This window comes from Algoriphagus alkaliphilus, from assembly GCF_900103735.1.
Taxonomy (GTDB): Bacteria; Bacteroidota; Bacteroidia; order Cytophagales; family Cyclobacteriaceae; genus Algoriphagus; species Algoriphagus alkaliphilus.
In genome coordinates this window covers 43,155-62,220 of the sequence record NZ_FMXE01000018.1, presented here as the reverse complement: position 1 = coordinate 62,220, position 19,066 = coordinate 43,155, and the positions used below count along the sequence as shown (strand labels likewise).

At 45.2% G+C, this 19,066-nt stretch carries 15 protein-coding genes; 7 read left to right on the top strand and 8 right to left on the bottom strand.

Translation table 11 applies throughout. From position 1 onward, the window contains the following. Positions 1 to 71: 71 nt before the first annotated feature. Complete coding sequence (gene katG / locus BLQ81_RS13105; RefSeq protein WP_092730717.1) at positions 72 to 2,288, top strand: catalase/peroxidase HPI; 2,217 nt, start codon at positions 72 to 74, stop codon at positions 2,286 to 2,288. Positions 2,289 to 2,766: 478 nt separating this feature from the next. Continuing rightward, complete coding sequence (locus tag BLQ81_RS13100; protein WP_092730715.1) at positions 2,767 to 3,297, top strand: UpxY family transcription antiterminator; 531 nt, start codon at positions 2,767 to 2,769, stop codon at positions 3,295 to 3,297. A gap of 34 nt (positions 3,298 to 3,331) precedes the next feature. Here the strand turns inward: BLQ81_RS13100 and xseB are convergent, their stop codons facing one another. The 8 genes from xseB to ligA all read right to left on the bottom strand — a co-directional run bounded on the left by xseB (position 3,332) and on the right by ligA (position 13,795). Then, positions 3,332 to 3,520, bottom strand: a complete 189-nt coding sequence (gene xseB / locus BLQ81_RS13095; RefSeq protein ID WP_092730714.1) for an exodeoxyribonuclease VII small subunit — start codon at positions 3,518 to 3,520, stop codon at positions 3,332 to 3,334. Beyond that, positions 3,517 to 4,824: an exodeoxyribonuclease VII large subunit gene (xseA, locus tag BLQ81_RS13090; RefSeq protein ID WP_092730712.1), complete on the bottom strand. Its 1,308-nt coding sequence runs from the start codon at positions 4,822 to 4,824 to the stop codon at positions 3,517 to 3,519. The genes xseB and xseA overlap by 4 nt, the downstream gene beginning before the upstream one ends. Before the next feature lie 7 nt (positions 4,825 to 4,831). Next, on the bottom strand, positions 4,832 to 5,692 hold the full coding sequence (gene dapA, locus BLQ81_RS13085) for a 4-hydroxy-tetrahydrodipicolinate synthase (RefSeq protein ID WP_092730710.1): 861 nt from the start codon (positions 5,690 to 5,692) through the stop codon (positions 4,832 to 4,834). Positions 5,693 to 5,988: 296 nt separating this feature from the next. Continuing rightward, on the bottom strand, positions 5,989 to 8,331 hold the full coding sequence (locus BLQ81_RS13080) for a cation:proton antiporter domain-containing protein (protein WP_092730708.1): 2,343 nt from the start codon (positions 8,329 to 8,331) through the stop codon (positions 5,989 to 5,991). 257 nt (positions 8,332 to 8,588) lie between these two features. Then, positions 8,589 to 9,308, bottom strand: a complete 720-nt coding sequence (locus tag BLQ81_RS13075) for a LytR/AlgR family response regulator transcription factor (protein ID WP_092730706.1) — start codon at positions 9,306 to 9,308, stop codon at positions 8,589 to 8,591. Beyond that, on the bottom strand, positions 9,292 to 10,032 hold the full coding sequence (locus BLQ81_RS13070; protein WP_092730704.1) for a sensor histidine kinase: 741 nt from the start codon (positions 10,030 to 10,032) through the stop codon (positions 9,292 to 9,294). The genes BLQ81_RS13075 and BLQ81_RS13070 overlap by 17 nt, the downstream gene beginning before the upstream one ends. A 171-nt stretch (positions 10,033 to 10,203) precedes the next feature. Further along, complete coding sequence (locus BLQ81_RS13065; RefSeq protein ID WP_092730778.1) at positions 10,204 to 11,211, bottom strand: virulence RhuM family protein; 1,008 nt, start codon at positions 11,209 to 11,211, stop codon at positions 10,204 to 10,206. 130 nt (positions 11,212 to 11,341) lie between these two features. Then, positions 11,342 to 13,795, bottom strand: a complete 2,454-nt coding sequence (gene ligA, locus BLQ81_RS13060) for an NAD-dependent DNA ligase LigA (protein WP_092730702.1) — start codon at positions 13,793 to 13,795, stop codon at positions 11,342 to 11,344. Between the two features lie 378 nt (positions 13,796 to 14,173). On the opposite strand from ligA, the gene BLQ81_RS13055 reads away from it, so the two are divergent. From BLQ81_RS13055 to BLQ81_RS22955, 5 genes are all read left to right on the top strand, one after another. Beyond that, entirely contained in the window at positions 14,174 to 14,860 is a 687-nt protein-coding gene (locus tag BLQ81_RS13055; RefSeq protein ID WP_092730700.1) for a GNAT family N-acetyltransferase, read from the top strand. A gap of 60 nt (positions 14,861 to 14,920) precedes the next feature. Next, positions 14,921 to 15,553, top strand: coding sequence for a TetR/AcrR family transcriptional regulator (locus BLQ81_RS13050; RefSeq protein WP_092730698.1), 633 nt, complete (start codon positions 14,921 to 14,923; stop codon positions 15,551 to 15,553). Between the two features lie 97 nt (positions 15,554 to 15,650). Continuing rightward, positions 15,651 to 17,711 (top strand): methionine--tRNA ligase, encoded by a 2,061-nt coding sequence (metG, locus tag BLQ81_RS13045; RefSeq protein ID WP_092730696.1) that lies wholly within the window; start codon positions 15,651 to 15,653, stop codon positions 17,709 to 17,711. Between the two features lie 496 nt (positions 17,712 to 18,207). Next, positions 18,208 to 18,348 (top strand): PAS domain S-box protein, encoded by a 141-nt coding sequence (locus BLQ81_RS23140; RefSeq protein ID WP_092730777.1) that lies wholly within the window; start codon positions 18,208 to 18,210, stop codon positions 18,346 to 18,348. A 67-nt stretch (positions 18,349 to 18,415) separates the two neighbouring features. After that, positions 18,416 to 19,057 (top strand): PAS domain-containing protein, encoded by a 642-nt coding sequence (locus BLQ81_RS22955; RefSeq protein WP_262481057.1) that lies wholly within the window; start codon positions 18,416 to 18,418, stop codon positions 19,055 to 19,057. The last annotated feature ends 9 nt before the right edge of the window (positions 19,058 to 19,066 follow it).

Sequence of the window (19,066 nt, the reverse complement as noted above, 5' to 3'; positions counted from 1 at the left end):
AAAAAATATTTTAATACAAATACTTTTTGGTAAATTCGTACTCTACTTTAAATCAATTAACAAGTTATACTATGAGCTCATACAACATGAATGAAGGTGACATCAGCAAATGTCCCTTTCACAATGGTCAACTCTCCCAAGCAGCTGGAGCAGGGCCGAGAAATCGAGACTGGTGGCCGAACCAGCTGAAATTAAATATTTTACGTCAGCATTCTTCACTCTCCAATCCCATGGGTGAGGACTTCAATTACGCTGAGGAATTCAGGTCTTTGGACCTTTACGAAGTGAAAAAGGATATTGCAGAAGTACTTCAGTCCTCTCAGGACTGGTGGCCGGCTGACTACGGTCATTATGGTCCTTTCATGATCCGAATGGCTTGGCACAGTGCAGGTACTTACCGTGTTCAGGATGGGCGTGGTGGTGCAGGATTCGGCACGCAACGTTTTGCTCCCTTAAACAGTTGGCCGGATAATGCCAACCTCGACAAAGCTCGTTTATTGCTTTGGCCGATCAAGCAGAAATATGGCAAGAAACTTTCATGGGCTGATTTGATGATCCTTACAGGTAACGTCGCTCTTGAAACAATGGGCTTCGAGACCTATGGATTTGCCGGTGGTCGTGCTGATGTATGGGAGCCTGCAGAGGATATCTATTGGGGTTCAGAAGGTCAGTGGATGGGTGATGATAAAAGGTACAGCGGACAGCGCGAGCTGGAGCAGCCCCTTGGAGCATCACACATGGGCTTGATCTATGTCAACCCTGAAGGTCCACAAGGACAGCCTGATCCACAGGGTGCAGCCCATGATATTCGTGAAACCTTCGGACGAATGGCAATGAACGATTATGAAACCGTAGCCTTGATCGCAGGTGGACATACATTTGGAAAAACTCACGGTGCAGCAGATCCTACGAAATATGTAGGTCCTGAGCCCGAAGGAGCTAGCATCGAGGAGATGGGCTTGGGTTGGAAAAATACCTACGGAAGCGGAAAAGGAGCTGACACCATCACTTCCGGTTTGGAAGGAGCATGGACTTCTACGCCGGCCAAATGGGGTCATGACTACTTTAAGTTTTTGTTTCAATACGATTGGGAATTGGTCAAAAGCCCCGCGGGTGCACATCAGTGGGAAGCAAAGAATGCAGATACGATCATACCTGATGCACACATCGAAGGCAAATTCCATAAGCCATTTATGCTGACCACAGATTTGGCCTTGCGCGTTGACCCTGCTTACGAGAAAGTTTCAAGACATTTCTTGGAAAACCCTGACGAGTTTGCCGATGCTTTTGCAAAAGCTTGGTTTAAGCTAACTCACAGAGATATGGGTCCAAAGTCCCGCTATTTGGGTCCTGAAGTACCATCTGAAGATCTGATATGGCAGGACCCAGTTCCTGCAGTGGATCATGAATTGGTTGACTCCAATGACGTTGCAGGATTGAAAGCAAATATTCTGGCTTCGGGCCTTACGGTATCCGAACTGGTCTCTACAGCTTGGGCCTCCGCTTCCACTTTCCGAGGTTCGGATAAGCGGGGCGGTGCTAATGGCGCACGCATTCGACTTGAACCTATGAAAAATTGGGTAGCAAACAATCCCGCACAACTTTCAAAAGTATTGGGAACGCTGGAAAGTATTCAGGGGGAATTCAACAGCACTGCTTCCGGAAATAAGAAAGTGTCTCTTGCAGACCTGATCGTATTGGCCGGATGTGCAGGGGTTGAAAAAGCAGCGAAAGCTGCCGGATTTGAGGTTTCAGTGCCTTTTACTCCCGGTAGAACAGACGCTGCTCAGGAAGATACGGAAATTGATTCCTTTGCATTCCTGGAGCCGAAAGCAGATGGTTTCCGGAATTATTTCAATGCAAAAAATATGGCCTCTGCCGAGGAAATGCTGGTAGATAAGGCGCAACTTCTGAATTTGACTTCTCCTGAAATGACTGTCTTGGTCGGAGGTATGCGTGTATTGAATGCCAACTTCGATAAATCAAGACATGGAGTATTTACTCAGTCTCCCGAAACTTTGACCAATGATTTCTTTGTAAATCTTCTGGACATGAACACCACCTGGAGACCTACTTCTGATTCACAAAATGTTTTTGTGGGAAGCGACAGCGTAAGCGGCGAACCAAAATGGACCGCAACCCGGGTAGACTTGATCTTCGGATCTAACTCGGAATTGAGAGCAATTTCTGAAGTATACGGATGCGAAGATGGCAAAGCAAAGTTTGTAAAGGACTTCGTGACAGCTTGGAATAAAGTGATGAACCTGGACAGATTTGACTTAGTCTAAAGCCGATTTCCGGAAGTTTATTTAAGAAGCGGTTCCAATTTGGAACCGCTTTTTTATTTTCATGTATATCCACTTTTTTACCAGTAACCTTAATTAATAAGAAAATTGACTAAAAACGCTTGAATCTATCCGCCGCGGCGGATCGGTAATCGGTCATCCGACCCCTTGACCAAAGGAATAAGGCTAACTGGCATCATTGCAGATAATCATATTTAATTTTATGTATGTCCGCTTTCTTACCAGTAGCAAAATAAAATAAGGTTTGAAGTTCCAAAAAACGAGCTTCGCCACGGCGCACAGGTGTGGACTGTTGACAGTCGTCTCCACCACGGCGGACAAGTGTGGACGATTATCCGCAACTTTATATAGCCTAATCTTACTTACTGGCAGGATTGCGGATAATCAAATTTAATTTTTCTCCAATCACTTCCAGCAAGGTTTTTGTATTTTTGCATTTCCCAAAAATTGGCTTTTAGAGATGGTGGATTTGAAATGGTATGTGATGTACACCACATCGCGTTCCGAAAAGAAAGTAGCAGACAGACTTACAGAAAGGGGCTGGGAGGTCTACCTTCCGATCGTAGAGGAACTTAGGCAATGGTCTGACCGCAAAAAAAAGGTACAACGTCCATTATTTAATGGATATGTTTTTGTCAAAACAGAGCGGAGTAAACTTTGGGAATGTCTCCAAGTACCCGGAGCGGTGAAGTTTGTTCATTTCTCAGGACATCATGCAACAATCCGGGATGAGGAATTGGAACTTATTCAGCGCGTGGTTACTACCGGAGTGGCAGTCGAAACCGATGGATCAGAAATAGGTCCTGGGGAAAAAGTCAAAGTCATTGGTGGTCCACTTCAGGATATGGTTGGGGAATGTATTGAAAAAGGAAATAAAGACTACTTACTGATAAGAATCCCGGGAATTATGCAAAACATGATGATAACCATTGAAAGAAAATTTTTGCAGGTCATTGAAAGCCAAAAGGCCGAAAACTTATCCACTCGCTGAAACGGGTAGATTATTCCTTGTTCTTTGGCACTGATCAGGCCCCTTCAAAGGCCGCCTGAATATCAGATTCAGTTGCTTTCAGTTTGGTTTTGCAATGCTTCACCAGTTCTGCCGCCTCTTTGACTAAGTTGGAAAGTTCATCCACTGATTTGTTTCCTTCTTCAAGTTGCAGAAGAATGGTTTCCAGTCGTATCATGGCCTCAGAATAGCTTTGATCTTTCATTTTTGCTTGATTTCAGTGATTGTACTGCTTATTTTTTGATTTTGTGTAAAGGTCTCAATTTGATCTCCGGTCTTCGCTTCAATCAAATGAATGGGCTTACCCTCCAGTTCGGTTCGGGAATAGCCTCTTTTCAGAATTGAATCAGGATCGAGTTGCCGTAGAAGTGTTTCCTGACTGGCCAGCTTTTCATTTTGCTTCATCAAAAATGAATTCAAGCTTCGTTTTAGGCCTTTTTCAAATGTTTCCAGGTTATATACCTGAATCTTAACTTGGTTTTTTGAAGCGCTTTCTATTCGGTTTGCCCGATTTTTTATCTTTTCGATTTCCAGCGAGATCCGGTTTTTGGAAAGTGATTTTGCCCGAAGCGCATAGTGATGAATTTTATTTTCCTCCTCTCGCAGCTGCTGCCGGGTCGATCTGTCCAATCGTTGGAGCATCATGATGAGATTTTCCTCAAATTCCCGAAATCCGGACAATATAAACTCCGCTACGGCAGTGGGAGTCTTTAGACGGGTGTGAGCTACCAAATCCGCCACGGTCTCATCCCGCTCATGCCCAATTCCGGTGAAAACAGGCAAGGGAAAATTTGCAATTGCTGCCCCCAATCGATATTCATCAAAACAGTCCAAATCCAGCTGAGCTCCTCCGCCACGGATGATCACCACTGCCTCGATGTCCAATCCATTTATTTCAGACTTCACCTTTTCAAGGGCCAAAAGCAAACTTCCTACTGCCTCATTGCCCTGCATCAGCGAATTGAACAGCTTATGATAAACTTTGTAACCATAGCTGTTCTTTTCAATCTGATTAACAAAATCACCATACCCCGCTGCCGTTGCACTGGAAATAATGGCGATTCTTTGAACAACTGCCGGAAGTTGAAACCTTCCGTTTAGTTGAATCAGTCCCTCCCGAGTTAGCCGATCAATGGTTTCTTGACGTAGCCTTGCCCGTTCCCCCAAAGAGAACGAAGGGTCGATATCCTTCACATTGATGCTCAGCCCATATACCGGGTGGTAAGTAACAGCTACCTGAGCAAGCACTTTCATCCCGTTTTTCAGGCTGATTCCGGTGACGGATTCAAATTTTGCCGCAACAGACCGGTAAGTGAACTGCCATAGATTTGCGCGAATTTTGGCTAAAATCTGGTTCCCCTGCTTTTCAACCAACTCAAAATACACATGTCCCTGTGGGGCCTGCCGAAAATCTGATAATTCTCCCACCACCCAATAGACAGGCTCGAGTTCATGCTCCAGAGTCAGCCGGATTTGCTCGGTCAATTGGGAAATGGATAGCGGCGACATGCTTGGCTTAGTTTTGGAAAGCTGCCTTGATCTTGTTGTTAAGATCTAAACTTGCTCTGAGCATTGGAAGACGAACCTGATCACTCTCGATGATACCCATGTGGAAGAGAAGATTTTTGACCCCTACAGGATTTCCCTCCACATACATCAGGCTATTCATTTCCAACAAGGAAAATGTCACTGCCAGTGAGTCTTCCTCCTTACCATGGGTCAGTATTCTGAATTTCTCAGGAAAGGCATTGGCCATCACTGAAATAACGCCGCTTCCTCCTATTCCCATCAAAGCTTTGGTAAGGATGTCATCACCTGAAAGCAGTAAAAAGTCTTTAGGCATGACCGAGGCGATTTGCATGCACTGTTCCAGATTGCCACTTGCTTCCTTCATCGCGACAATATTCGGATGATGCGAAAGCTTTAGCGTGGTGGCCGCTGTCATATTTGACATGGTTCGGCCCGGAATATTGTAAAGAACTACCGGGACAGGAGAAGCCTCTGCAATGGCGCTGTAATGGGCGATGATCCCTTCCTGACTTGGTTTGTTATAGTAGGGACTCACGGAAAGAATGGCCGCTACACCATAGAAATCAGTGTTTTTGATTTCATTCACTACCGAATGTGTATTATTCCCTCCGATTCCCAGCATCACAGGCACCCGCCCGGCATTGTATTCCAGACAAGCTTTAAGCACTTGTTTCTTTTCAGATGAAGTCAAAGTGGTAGCTTCTCCGGTAGTGCCAAGGACCACCAGATAATCCACTCCGCCGGATATAACATGGTCGATCAGTTTCTTCAGACTTGCAAAGTCGATAGATTGATCGTCATGAAATGGTGTTACGAGTGCTACTCCGGTGCCTTTGAATGCGTTCATTTTTAGCTGATTTTAAGGCAGCAAAGATAAGGTCTTGGATGGTTTTTAGAGTCCATTTATCCAAAAATCAGGAAAAAGAGGGGGCTTAAGGATTTTTTCAGGTTTGGTCTTGTATGTTGAAAGGGAGATAGGCTATCCTTATCCGATGATCTCAAATTAGCTCTTGTAATTCGTATGGACTGTTTCGTCGAATGACTGAAAAGGCACAAGCGTTTTAAATGTCAGATGATTTGGAAATCGAGGCCGCCGGGGCGAATTCACACCAGAGGAATTTTAATAATGCTTGATTTGGGATTTCAGTAGCCTTGTTCAGGTAATTTTCTTGTGAGCCTTGTGGCGCTCGCCTCTACTTTGAATTTTTCCGGATTCTTCTCCGCCAAAATCAATACAGATGGAATATCCGAAAGCCAGTCTTTTTTACTTTCCACTAATTTTTTCCAGCTTTTGAAGGAAATGACCATCAAATCCTGTGATTTCAAAAATTCTGGATTAAGGTAGTTTTCCGGTCTAAGTTGAATATGATGTGGAGCCACATGTTCAATGGCTCGGATAGCTTCTTTGATTTCCGGTCTGCTTTTTACTTGATCCCCGGTGTCGATCAAAGTGATTTGGGCACCGGAATTATTGATCCATTTTTGAGCGTATTGTACCAAAAAGTCATCTTTTGGTGATATAATGGGAATGAATATTCGGTCGGCTTGCTTGAATCCCTTGTCTATCCATACTCCGACCGGCACCTGAGAAGTTCGAATAATCCTTCTTGTCATTTCATCAAAGGGGAGGTTTTCGAAAAGATTTTCCTTCCCGGTAACCTGATTTAAGATTCTGTCAGGACTTATAATACGTGTCGTAAAACCCAAAACTTTGCCCAATAAACTTCCCTCAAAGATAGACTGCCCCACTCCAATAAGCAGAAGATCATAATTCCCTTTCTTTGCCACCTCGATGATGTCTTCTTCGATACCGGAGGAGGCTTTGAATAATGTAGTGACTTTTTGATTTAACTGATGCGCTTCATGGATGACGGGGCCGAAACTCTCCCGCTCATAAGCCGCTTGATTAAAGTAATTCAGTTCATCCACAGGACTTAGGTGCATCGCTGTGATGGAAGCATTTCCGTTGAGTTTACTGATCAGACTGTGAGCCAACCGGACAAGGGATCTTCCACGCTCAGGATGACCAAACGAGACCAAAATGCGATAGTTACTTTTCTGTATGATCTCCTGTGGGATTAGAGAGGGTTTGGAACGGAATAACCAATTGATCAGGTCAAGGGCCGGGCCAGTCATAAAGGTAGTCACCAGTGCCATGATCACCATCATGGCAAAAATCTCCGGAGTCAATACGCCCAAGTCATAGCCGATATTGAGGACCACCAGTTCCATCAGTCCACGTGTGTTCATCAGGGCGCCGATAGTGAGGCTGTCTTTCCAGTTTTGTCCTACAAATCGAGCAGCGATGGCACTCCCGACAAATTTCCCCACAACGGCTACCACAATGATCATTCCTGTCACCTTCCAAAGATAAAAGTCATTTAACAGGCCGATTTCTGTCCGCAAACCCGTGTAAACAAAGAACAGGGGGAGCAGAAGAACGAGAGAAACATCTTCCACTTTTTCAATAAAAATGTTTCTGAATTTTGTGTTTTCCGGCATGATGGCACCCGCCATAAACGCCCCGAAAAGCGCATGGATCCCAATCACCTCAGTGGCGTAGGCCGAAATGATCAGGGTAAGGAAAAAAATTGCTACAATCGGCTTGCTGAGATTCTCACGGGAGGTGTGCAGATCTCCAATTCGCTTTAGAAAAGGCCGGACTAGCTTGATCATTACAAACACATAGGCCACAGCCAAACCGATCACATATAGTGAACTTACGAATGAACCAGCTTTCACAATTGCAATGACTGCTGCCAATAGGCACCAAGCGGTGATGTCATCAGCTGCTGCACAAGTGATCACTATTGTTCCCAATCGGCTTTTTTGCAGGCCTCTCTCCTGAACTATCCGAGCCAATACCGGAAACGCGGTGATGCTCATGGCAATCCCTAAAAATAACCCGAAAGACAAAAACTCAACACCGATTGGAGCAAATGAAGTGTAAATGAAATATGCCAGCCCAATTCCCAAGGTAAAAGGAATGACAATACTGGCATGGCTGATGACTACCGCATCGTCTGCTTTATTTCGGAGTACTTTCAAATCCAGTTCCATGCCAATGACAAACATGAATAGAATCAGTCCGATTTGACTGAGAAACTGGAGATTACCCAGTGATTCAATCGGGAAAAGAGCCAGGGAAAATTGTGGAAATACCCAGCCCAAAAGCGATGGGCCTAATACAATTCCAGCGATGATTTCTCCGATGACGGTGGGCTGACCGATTTTCTTACTGAGCCATCCAAAAACCCTCGCTACCATGATTATAGTCACGATTTGGGCTAAGAGAATTGCCAAAGGATGGGTTAAGTTGTGTGACATGGAATCAATAAATTCCTGCCACTGACTGGTTTCATTTTGTGAAATCCTGATTTTCCGCCCCACTTCAAGGAGCTTGCCTTTGATGGAAATGGTGTACATCAACCCGGAAAATATTCCAATAATCAGGACGTAAAAAATTGCATTCCGGCGCTTCCCCATAAGCTGAGTGATTTATTTATTTGGTCCGGGTGATGCAGGTATCCTTTCTATCAAGCAGTGTGCTTGTCACTTTTTTCAATAAAACGATACCTGGCCTGGCTTGGATCAGGCAACCATCCCCGGATGTAATCGGCCAATAGACCGTCCAATTCCTCACTAATTTCCCACTAAAGTTGAACTAATTCAGTGTAAGATTTTATAGGGATGTTGTAATTTGGATCTGAAATGTAACAAACCGGGATTTTATTGTAATGAGTTCAGTATTTCATTTTTCTGAGGAAGTCCTCTCGGTATCGCTCACTCAAATTCAAGATTACCGATTTCCCGGATTTATTAGTCACTAGGGTGGTGATCTGATCGTGGGAAAAAAACCTGACCATACTCAGATTCAGAATTTCCTGCTTGTTGATTCTTACAAATGATCCTTCAGGAAGTGATTTTTGAAGGTTTTCAAATGAAATGTTTTTAAGAAGGAGGGAAGTGCCGTCTTTCAGATTTGCTTCTTTGTCTCTGCTGTCTCCATTCGAAGTGCCAATCCATGCAAGCTGATCTATTGGGATAAGCGCCTTTCCCCTGTCGGTATTACAGGTGAAAAATCGGGAAGGCTCTTGCCTTGCATTGATCTGAATTCTGGCTTTGTCGATTGCCTTTTTAAGACGATCAATAGAAACGGGCTTTCGCAGATAGTCCACCGCATTTAAGTCAAATGCTTCTGCAGCATATTCCTTGTAGGCCGTTGCGAAAATTATTGCCTTGCCCTGCAGAAGGTTTGCGACCTGAAGACCGTCAAACTGGGGCATTTCGATGTCAATGATACAAAGGTCAAAATCCAAGGATGGAAATTCCTTCAAAAAACGGGAAGGATCAACGAATGATTTTACGACTGAAAGCCCCGGAATCTGCTCACACAACATCTTAAGGTAAGTCAATCCGGGGAGTTCATCGTCCAGTAGCAGGCATTTAAGCTCCTTTTCCATTCAGGTCGATTTTTAGTTGAGCCAGAAAAACTTCACCCTCTTTGAACCTGTCCAGGGTATATCGACCCTTGTAGAGAATATTCAGTCGCTGATCCAGAGTCTCAGCACCCAAGCCGCTGTTAGCTTTGTGAAGCGTAGGCTTTCCGGTCACCTTGTTTGATACAAGAATGGAAAATACGCCCTCTTTTAGTTCGAGTATGATTCGGATAAAGGAATCCCCACTTTGAAGATCTGCATGCTTGAAGGCATTTTCGATCAGATCAATGGAAATCAGGGGTGCCAATATTTTTGAACGGTAAAGCGGGTCGTTATCCTGTATTTTGGTTTTCACACTCAATTCAAATAGAGGACTGAGTTTGATTTTGTTGATTTCGATAAGATTCAGTGCAAAATCGATTTCCTCTTTTGGGCTCACATACTTTTGGCGGCTTTCGTAGAGGATGTAGTCCAACACATTGGCTAGCTTATCCAAAGCGAAATAAGTTTGGTAGGCATGCGACTGTATGGAATTCAGGATGTTTTTGAACAGATGCGGATTCAGCTTGGATTCCAGTGATTCAAGTCGCAGGGAATCTGTTTTTTGTTCCAGCTGATTAAGGAGTTCTGCTGCCTTCCGATTTTCTAACGAAGTTTTATTCAATTTTTGAGAAAGGAAAAAAATCAGAACCCCCCCTCCGATCAGCAGGGCGAGCAAGACTAGGATTAAGGATTGTTCAAAAGACACCTGACAGGATTTGGTTGGTAAATGCCCCGGAAAAATAGGCAAAAGCCTTTTAAAAATTAGGCAGATTAGGAAATGGAATTTAATTCAAGTGCATTGATCCAAGAATCGAAATCCAGCATCTCAAAAAACTCCTCTTCCGAGATCAACGGCACCCCGAGTTTTGTGCTTTTTCTACTTCAATTTCTCTTGCTTTTTTGTATTGGAGATCAACTTATCAAAATCTGACTGATAAGTTTGGTCTTGGATCACCCGAAACTTATCGAATTCTCCCCCGGCCTTAAGTTTGGCTTCCAACATGGAGACTTTTCCTTTGTCCCGCAGGATAGGATAGCTGGAGAGTTCGAGGAAACTATCGAGAAACTTGGCCCATTGCTGCATCGAAAAGGCCATCCCCCTTTGCGCGTTGTTCTCAGCCAAGTCCAGGTAAGCGGACACGATCCGGTTCAGTTCCTGAATATGCTGATGGGCAAGGTAATTTTTGGCAATGCTGACATCGCTTTTTTGGATTTTTCCGTCAGGGGCATCTTTCCAGGTTTTTAGTCCCATGTAGAGCTTGGTGGCATCGGCCTCAGTATAGATGATTTCTGCAGCGGTTTTTCCTGTGATGGCCCAATGAAGTTTGCTTTGGACCATGCCAAAGAACTCCTTGGTTTGAGGACTTTTCGGGTCATAGTCGGTACTCAGCGAATAGAGATCAGTGATCTTTTGGTAAAACCTGCGTTCACTTGCCCGTATTTCCCGGATTCGCTCTAGCAGTTCGTCGAAATAATCCTGCCCGAAGTGCTTTCCTTGCTTCATTCGCTCATCATCCATTACAAATCCCTTGATGATAAACTCGTTGAGCGTCTGCGTGGCCCACTTCCGGAAGTCCGTCGCCTGCATAGAGTTGACCCGATAGCCAACGGCAAGGATGGCTTCTAGGCGGTAAAATTCCATATTTCGGCTTACGCTTCGTTTTCCTTCCTGTCGAACTATTTCCAAAATGGAAACAGTTGCTTCCTTTTCCAATTCTCCTGTATCGAAGATATTTTTCAGGTGTTTGTTGACAGCGGGTACGTTCACCCCAAAAAGCTCCGCCATAGCCTTTTGGGTCAGCCAAAAGGTGCCGTTTTGAAAATAAACCGAGACTTTGACAGATTGGTCTGGATTATGGAAAAGTAAAATATCTCTGGGCTGCATATTTTTTTTTACTTCATCTTTTGGATTCAAGCAAGTCAAATCTTGGACTTACACCTGACTCAATTTAACCCGAATTTTGCATTGACCTGCGCAGTCTCAAATCTCGTTTCTTGTATCTAGCTTCTTGCCTCTATTCCCCAACCATCCTCAAAAACTCCTCCTCCGAAATCAACGGAACACCAAGCTTCTGCGCTTTCTCTTTTTTACTGGGGCCCATTTCTTCGCCTTCGATGATGAAGTCGAGGTTTTTGGAGACGGAGGAAATGTATTGTCCCCCATGGGCCTGCACAAAATCCACGATCTCGTCCCGCTTGAAGTTTTGGAGTTTACCGGAAGCCAATATCCGCTTGCCTGTCAGAGCGTTGCCCAGTTGTTTGGATTCACTTTGCTCGATCTCAAACTTCAATCCATGGGCCTTCAGACGATTGATGATTTCCAGATTTTCAGCCTGAGCAAAGAACTCCTGCATGCTAAAAACCAGTGTTTCGCCCACCCCATTGATTTCCAACAGCTGTTCGGCTGTAGCCGCTTGAAGTTTTTCGATGCTGCCAAAATGCTTTGCCAGCAATTGGGCCGTGTTTTCTCCGATATTCCGGATGCCCAGTGCAAACAGTACTTTCTCAAAAGGCTGCGCCTTGGAAGCTTTGATCCCCTCCAGCATATTGGAAATCACCCCTTCCTGAAAGGTGTTTGCCTTCAATTTTTTGATCCGCTCACTCAGTTCAGCAGGCAACTCAAGATTGAGATCCAGGAGAATCATGTGTACTGTCCCATGCTTTTTGCTGGCCTCCAGTAGCTGCTCAAACTCGATCCGTCTTCCCAAGAAGATTTCCAAAACCACCGCGACAGGAACATAGTCCTCCAATTTGGTCAGGTCAGCATTCCGACTTAGGTGCTCAAGTAGGTATTCAACCATCCCCACATTGGCAGGCACCTTTTTCTTCCAAATTCGGATTTGGGCCTGAAATTCCCTGAGCTTTTCCCGAAGGGGTAAATGTGAAAACTCAGTCAGGAAATCCTGAATCTGCTTGAAGGAAATGGTTTCTGTCAGTGCAAAAAGTGCTTTTTCCAGAGAAATATACAGCAGTCCGGACACTTCCCGCTCGTACTGATCCTGACTCATTTCGAGACCCAACAACTCAGCCTGCTTGGGTTCAAGGTCAAAAATATCCGCGTAGTTACGGATAAATCCCTGATCAATCAGCGCACGAATCCGCTCCGTTCCCAGCGAATCGATGTCCATCGCCCGCTTGCTGACAAAGTGCTCAATTCGTCCCAAAACCTGCGGAGGACAGGCTGCCGCGTTGGGGCAGTAGTGCTTGGCTTCCCCATCCTTACGGATCAACTCCGTATTGCATTCAGGGCACCTGTCAATGTACCGAATCGGAAGCGTACCCGGTCTCCTTCTTTCAGTGGTGACAGCAGTAATTTTTGGGATGATCTCTCCGCCTTTTTCCACTGCGACAAAATCGCCCTCATGAATACCCAAGCGTTCGATTTCATTGGCGTTGTGAAGGGAAGCACGCTTGACCGTAGTTCCGGCGAGACTGACCGGTGCAAGATTGGCGACAGGAGTGATCGCTCCCGTTCGGCCCACTTGATAGGTAATGGACAAAAGCTCCGTTTCAGCACTTTCAGCCTTGTATTTATAGGCAATGGCCCACCTTGGGATCTTGGCAGTGAAGCCCAATTCTTCCCGTTGATCGTAACCGTTGATCTTGAGCACGATCCCATCAGTGTCCAACGGAAGCGTAAATCTCTTTTCCCTCCATTCTTCAATGTATTCCAAGACCTCATCGATTCCCCTGACTTTTTTATAGGTAGGAGAGACGTTGAATCCCCAGCTTTCGATCAGGTGAATCGCCTCGTCATGGGTGTTCACACCGATTTCCTCGCCCAAAAGTTGATAAAAATAACAATTCAGACGTCGCTTGGCCACGACCGAACTGTCCTGCATCTTCAGCGTACCGGAAGCGGCATTTCTTGGGTTGGCCAGCAGTTGATCCCCGGCAGCTTCTTTTTCCGAATTGATTTTTAGGAATTCTTTCAAGGGAAGAAAAATCTCCCCACGCACTTCAAAGTTTGCAGGGATGTTGTCACCTGTGACTGTCAAAGGAATATTTCGGATCGTACGGACATTGGCTGTGACATCGTCGCCTTTGGTGCCGTCGCCACGGGTCACCGCGCGGACGAGTTTGCCGTTTTCATACACCAAACTGATGGCCACCCCGTCGAATTTCATCTCGCAGAAATACTCGTAGTCGGTATGTCCGAGACCTTTTGCGACCCGCTCGTCAAAGGCGATCAGCTCTTCTTTGCTGTAGGTATTTCCTAAAGACAGCATCCTCGAACTGTGCTCCACAGTTTTGAATTCCTTGGTAATCGTGCCGCCTACGCGCTGACTTGGACTCTCCGGTAGCAGCAAATCGGGAAACTCCCGCTCCAGCTTGACTAATTCCTCGAGCAGTTGATCAAACTCAAAATCAGAGATCTCAATCCTACTTTCCTGATAGTAAAGCTGATTGTGATGATTGATTTCCTTGCTGAGTTGGGCGATGCGGGAAGCGGCTTCGGAGTGGGTCATGTTTTAAAAATTAGAAAGCGTAAAAATAGAAGGATTGAGGGAGATTGGAAGATTTGAAAATTGAAAGATTGGGAAATTATGAAGGATAAATTCTGAAGTCTGAAATCAAAACTTAAACGTTTCTCCGCAATTACACTGGCACCAAAGTGAAAGCAGAAGATTTGTGAAGTCAATATTTTTTCAAAATTTCAAATCGCCTTCTTAGGTAGCTCCGAAGGAGCCAGACCATTCATGCCTGTCCGCCAAGGTGGAACCCTGTACGAAGTGCAGGGTAGCCATTGAATCCCCTTCCTTTGAGCCCTGAAAGGGTGAATCTTCAAGGCATCACCCCTTCACAAGCATTTTTTCCTAATTTTGACTTCTCACCTGAAATTAAAAATGCCCCACCCCCTGGATAACCCTATTTGGAATGCGTTGAATACCGGAAGCAAGATGTTCTCCTCCGGAAATGAAAATTGCAGATTTCTTAATTCAGAGATGGGATTTTTCGCAGGCATGACAAACTATGAGGCGGGAAGTATCCGGCAGCTACACAGCATCTGCCAACCGGGTCAAAAGTTAATTCTCTTTCCTCCCGGCAGAATCGTTGTCGATAATGGCTGGAAGGTCTTAAATGACCACGAACTCCTGCAGATGGTTTATACGGGCAGTTCAAATGGGATGACTCAGGAATCCAATCTGACCGCACTGGGAGAGGATGATGTGCCTGCCATGCTTGAATTGGTAGCAATGACCAAACCTGGACCTTTTCTTTCTCGGACGATTGACTTTGGAGGGTACTTTGGGATCAATCAGGGTGCCCAGCTGGTTTCCATGGCCGGAAAGCGCCTAAGCCCGGATCCTTTTGTGGAGCTCAGCGCGGTGTGTACGCATCCTGATTTTGGAGGAATGGGTCTTTCATACCAAGTCCTGCAGCGCGTAATTCATGACATTATCCAATCGGGAAAAGTGCCCTTTCTACATGTTTATCCCGAAAACTTGCCTGCCATAAAGCTTTACACCAAACTGGGCTTTGAGCCAAGAGCGACTTTAAGGACCTATTTTTTGGAGAAAATTGGGGTATAATTAGCCACCTAAATCAGCAATCGCAAATCGTCCTTATCTTTATACCCAGAAGTTTAAGAAATGAGTAAAAAAACCAGTATCGAGGCGAAAATTCTGGAAGCGGCCTATCGGCTTTTTCTCCAAAAAGGCTACCGTCATACCACCATGGATGACATTGCCCAGGAATTGGGGATGAGCAAAAAGACCCTGTACAAGTATTACCCGGGAAAACTTGAGCTGTTGTCGGCTTCTTTCGAGGTCCTGAAAACCAAGATGACAGCAAAAGTGGAGGCGATCCTCGACAACCGCTACATCTCTTTTCCGCTGAAACTGAAATCAACCCTCACGGTAATTGCGGCACACTTGGCACCGATCAATCCCGAGCTTTTCGAAGATCTCAGAGATCATGCGCCGGAGATTTGGGAAGAACTCACCGCCTACATCAATGAATCCGCATATCTGCGATTTGCCAAATTGATCGAGCAGGGCGTGTCGCAGGGGCTGGTCAATCCCAGAATTAACGTCAACCTGATCGTGTTGCTCTATGCCGCTGCGGTTCAGTCACTCTTGGACCCGAAGTTTTACAGCCAATTCCCGGATTCAATGCAAAAAGGAATGAAAATTCCTCCATCCGATATTTACGATCAGGCCATCAGCATCATTTACAATGGGATTCTGACCGATGAAGCACGGAATGAATTTCAAAATGCCTGATCCCGCCTTCCGCTGATTTCTCTATCTTTGGCCTCGATTTGACAGATCACCATTCCTTCTTCGGTCTCAGGTATTCTGTCTTCTATTTATATTACTAATGAGCAATAAAAACTTCAAACGCTATACTGTCACCTCAGCACTTCCTTATGCCAATGGCCCACTGCATATCGGACATTTGGCAGGATGCTACGTGCCTTCCGATATCTACGTCCGCTACCTCCGATCTCAGGGTCGGGAGGTCGCTTACATCTGCGGTTCGGATGAGCATGGCGTAGCGATCACCATCAAAGCCGCCAAAGAAGGCAAGACTCCTCAGCAAGTCGTCGATCAGTACCATGAGATGATGAAGGGGAGTTTCAAAGAATTTGGGATTAGTTTTGATCACTACTCCAGAACTTCTGCCAAAATTCACCACGAGACAGCCCAGGAATTATTCCGGGATTTATATGATAAAGGGGAATTTCTGGAGCAGACGACCGAACAGTACTATGACGAGGAAGCCGGGCAGTTTTTGGCAGATCGCTACATCGAGGGTACTTGTCCAAAGTGCGGCAACGAGCACGCCTATGGGGATCAGTGCGAAAAGTGTGGCTCCTCACTCAGCCCCACCGAACTCATCAACCCCAAATCCAAACTCAGCGGCAGAACACCGGTATTGAAGGAAACCAAGCATTGGTTCCTTGATTTGGCGCGCTACCAGCCTTTTTTGAAAAAATGGATTCTGGAAGATCACGCAGAGGATTGGAAAAACAATGTATTGGGACAATGCCGATCTTGGCTCGAGGCCGGTGACGGGCTTCAGGCCCGCTCGATGACCCGTGATTTGGAATGGGGAATTCCCGTGCCGCTTCAAGGTGCCGAGGGTAAAGTACTTTACGTCTGGTTTGATGCACCGATCGGCTATATCTCCTCTACCAAAGAATGGGCAGCTGAGAAAGGAATCGATTGGCAGCCCTATTGGAAAGATCAGGAAACCAAGCTGGTGCACTTCATCGGTAAGGATAACATAGTATTCCACTGCATCATTTTCCCGGCAATTCTGAAAACGCACGGCGGATTTGTCCTTCCGGACAATGTGCCTGCCAATGAATTCCTCAACCTCGAAGGTGACAAGATCTCTACCTCAAGAAACTGGGCAGTATGGCTGCATGAGTATTTGGAAGAATTTCCAGGCAAGCAGGATGTGCTTCGCTATGTCTTGACTGCCAATGCCCCGGAAACCAAAGACAATGACTTCACCTGGAAGGATTTTCAGTCCAGAAATAACTCCGAGTTGGTGGCTGTCTATGGCAACTTCGTAAATCGGGCGGTGGTATTGACTCAGAAGTTTTATCAGGGAGAAATTCCTGGTAGAGGACCACTCAGAGGGTACGATGAGGAGGTTTTGGCTGCTTTGGAAGAATTTCCTGAGAAAATCGCCGCCTCGATCGAGCGGTATAGATTCCGTGAAGCCTTAAGTTTTGTGATGGATTTTGCCCGCTTGGGGAATAAATACCTGGCGGACACCGAGCCTTGGAAGGAAATTAAAACCGATCCGGAGCGCACCAAAACGATCCTGAATATCGCCTTGAATATTGCGGCAAATTTGGCGATTGTTTCTGAACCATTCCTGCCTTTCACTGCCGCAAAGCTGTTTGACATGTTTGGAATGGAAAATACGGCTTGGTCTCAGGCTGGAAATAGAAAACTACTTTCCGTAGGTAAAACCCTAGGTCAGATGGGCTTACTCTTCGAGAAAATCGAGGATGAAACCGTAGAAAAGCAAATTCAAAAATTACTTGACTCCAAAAAGATGAATGAAGCTGCCAATGTGTCTGTGGCACCGATGAAGGAATTGATCACCTATGATGACTTTGCCAAACTGGATATGCGAGTGGTTACTGTCTTGGAAGCCGAGCGCATGCCCAAATCCAAGAAGCTCCTGAAGCTGAAAGTGGACATTGGATTGGGACACCGGACTGTCCTGAGCGGAGTGGCGGAGCATTTCGAACCGGAATTTTTGGTAGGAAAACAAGTGACCATGCTGATCAACCTTGCCCCGCGAAAAATGATGGGCATTGATTCCGAAGGCATGATCCTGATGGCAGAAGACAAGGACGGAAAGCTGAAGCTCCTGATGCCTCATGCGGTGACAGCGAGTGGATCGACGATATCGTAGGTCTGCGTCACTGCGAACCAAGGCACGTGGCGAAGCAGTCTCCTTCAAGTAGCCGCCGGCATCAAATAGAAAGAAGAAGAATCAAAAACCTGTCAGTGTTTATAGCACCTGACAGGTTTTTTTGTGGCGAAAATGATCAGAGGGCTTCTACATGAACATTGATCATTTCCCATTGAAAATTGGCCATTGAACATTGGTCATTGAAAATTTTATCAGTCAGAGCAGGGCTTCTTGCATTTCATTTACATTTCCGGCATTTTTTTTTGAATTACCTTGAGGGATCAAATTGAAATTCACTCAGGTTTTTAATTACCTCACTTAAAGCTATCTGATCGACGAAAGCTTTAAAATTCAGGGGATTGCTGAAAGGATGAATTTCAACAATTCTATAGGCTTTGCCTTACTGGGATTTTTGGCGGTACTATTGATTATCGGGACTTAGGATCAAACCCGGAAAAACATCTTGCTGGAAGCTGATTGAAAAAATCAGGATGAGATCCTAATCATCACCCGCAATTCAGAACTTGAGTTTAGTACTGCTTTTCAGCATGCTGCCATAGGTATGGCTTTAGTTTCTGAGGAGGGTAGGTTCAAAGACGTTAACCCAAGCTTGTGCAAATTGCTCGGATATCCATAGGAAGAGCTGTTGAAGCTTACCTTTATGGAAATTACTCATCCGGATGACCTTTTTACAGACCTGAAATTTGCCAAACAGTTATATTGAGAAAAAAATTGAATCCTACTCCATGGAAAAGCGATACTTTACCAAGGAGGGTCAAACGGTCTGGATCCATCTAAACGGCTCGGCGGGTTGGAATCAGGATGGCTCACTTAGGCATTTTATCGCACAGATTGAAAATATCACAGACAGCAAACATGCCGAGAATGAACTCGAAGAGCGAGAGCGAAAATTCAAAAGTATTTTTAATTCCACATTTCAGTTTATAGGATTTTTGGATCCCGATGGAACCCTGTTGGAAGTCAATGAAACGGCATTGGATTTCTCCGGAACACTTGCTGACACGGGACTTGGACTTTCAATCTGCAGGAAAATCGTGGAGCAACACCGGGGTAATATCTGGGCCGAATCTGCCATGGATAAAGGGAGTGTCTTTCACTTCACTGGTAGCAAGGAATTGAAAGATGAAGCCGTACTTTCGTTGAAATATCATCCTATTCAATCCCTTCAGGTCTTCTTAAAACCATTTCATTTACTATTTCATGTCTTTCCCAAAAAAAACCAATCAATTAATTTTGCTTTTCAACAAATCAAAATGGTAATTGAATTAAGATTACAATGTTACCCTTTGCTTAGAAATTCTGACAGGCTTTATCACCCCAATTAAGTATTGAGG

Coding starts and splice junctions, on each gene's coding strand:
- katG (WP_092730717.1), top strand. CDS start 72: ATGAGCTCATACAACATGAATGAAGGTGACATCAGCAAATGTCCCTTT.
- BLQ81_RS13100 (WP_092730715.1), top strand. CDS start 2,767: ATGGTGGATTTGAAATGGTATGTGATGTACACCACATCGCGTTCCGAA.
- xseB (WP_092730714.1), bottom strand. CDS start 3,520: ATGAAAGATCAAAGCTATTCTGAGGCCATGATACGACTGGAAACCATT.
- xseA (WP_092730712.1), bottom strand. CDS start 4,824: ATGTCGCCGCTATCCATTTCCCAATTGACCGAGCAAATCCGGCTGACT.
- dapA (WP_092730710.1), bottom strand. CDS start 5,692: ATGAACGCATTCAAAGGCACCGGAGTAGCACTCGTAACACCATTTCAT.
- BLQ81_RS13080 (WP_092730708.1), bottom strand. CDS start 8,331: ATGGGGAAGCGCCGGAATGCAATTTTTTACGTCCTGATTATTGGAATA.
- BLQ81_RS13075 (WP_092730706.1), bottom strand. CDS start 9,308: ATGGAAAAGGAGCTTAAATGCCTGCTACTGGACGATGAACTCCCCGGA.
- BLQ81_RS13065 (WP_092730778.1), bottom strand. CDS start 11,211: ATGCAGCCCAGAGATATTTTACTTTTCCATAATCCAGACCAATCTGTC.
- ligA (WP_092730702.1), bottom strand. CDS start 13,795: ATGACCCACTCCGAAGCCGCTTCCCGCATCGCCCAACTCAGCAAGGAA.
- BLQ81_RS13055 (WP_092730700.1), top strand. CDS start 14,174: ATGCCCCACCCCCTGGATAACCCTATTTGGAATGCGTTGAATACCGGA.
- BLQ81_RS13050 (WP_092730698.1), top strand. CDS start 14,921: ATGAGTAAAAAAACCAGTATCGAGGCGAAAATTCTGGAAGCGGCCTAT.
- metG (WP_092730696.1), top strand. CDS start 15,651: ATGAGCAATAAAAACTTCAAACGCTATACTGTCACCTCAGCACTTCCT.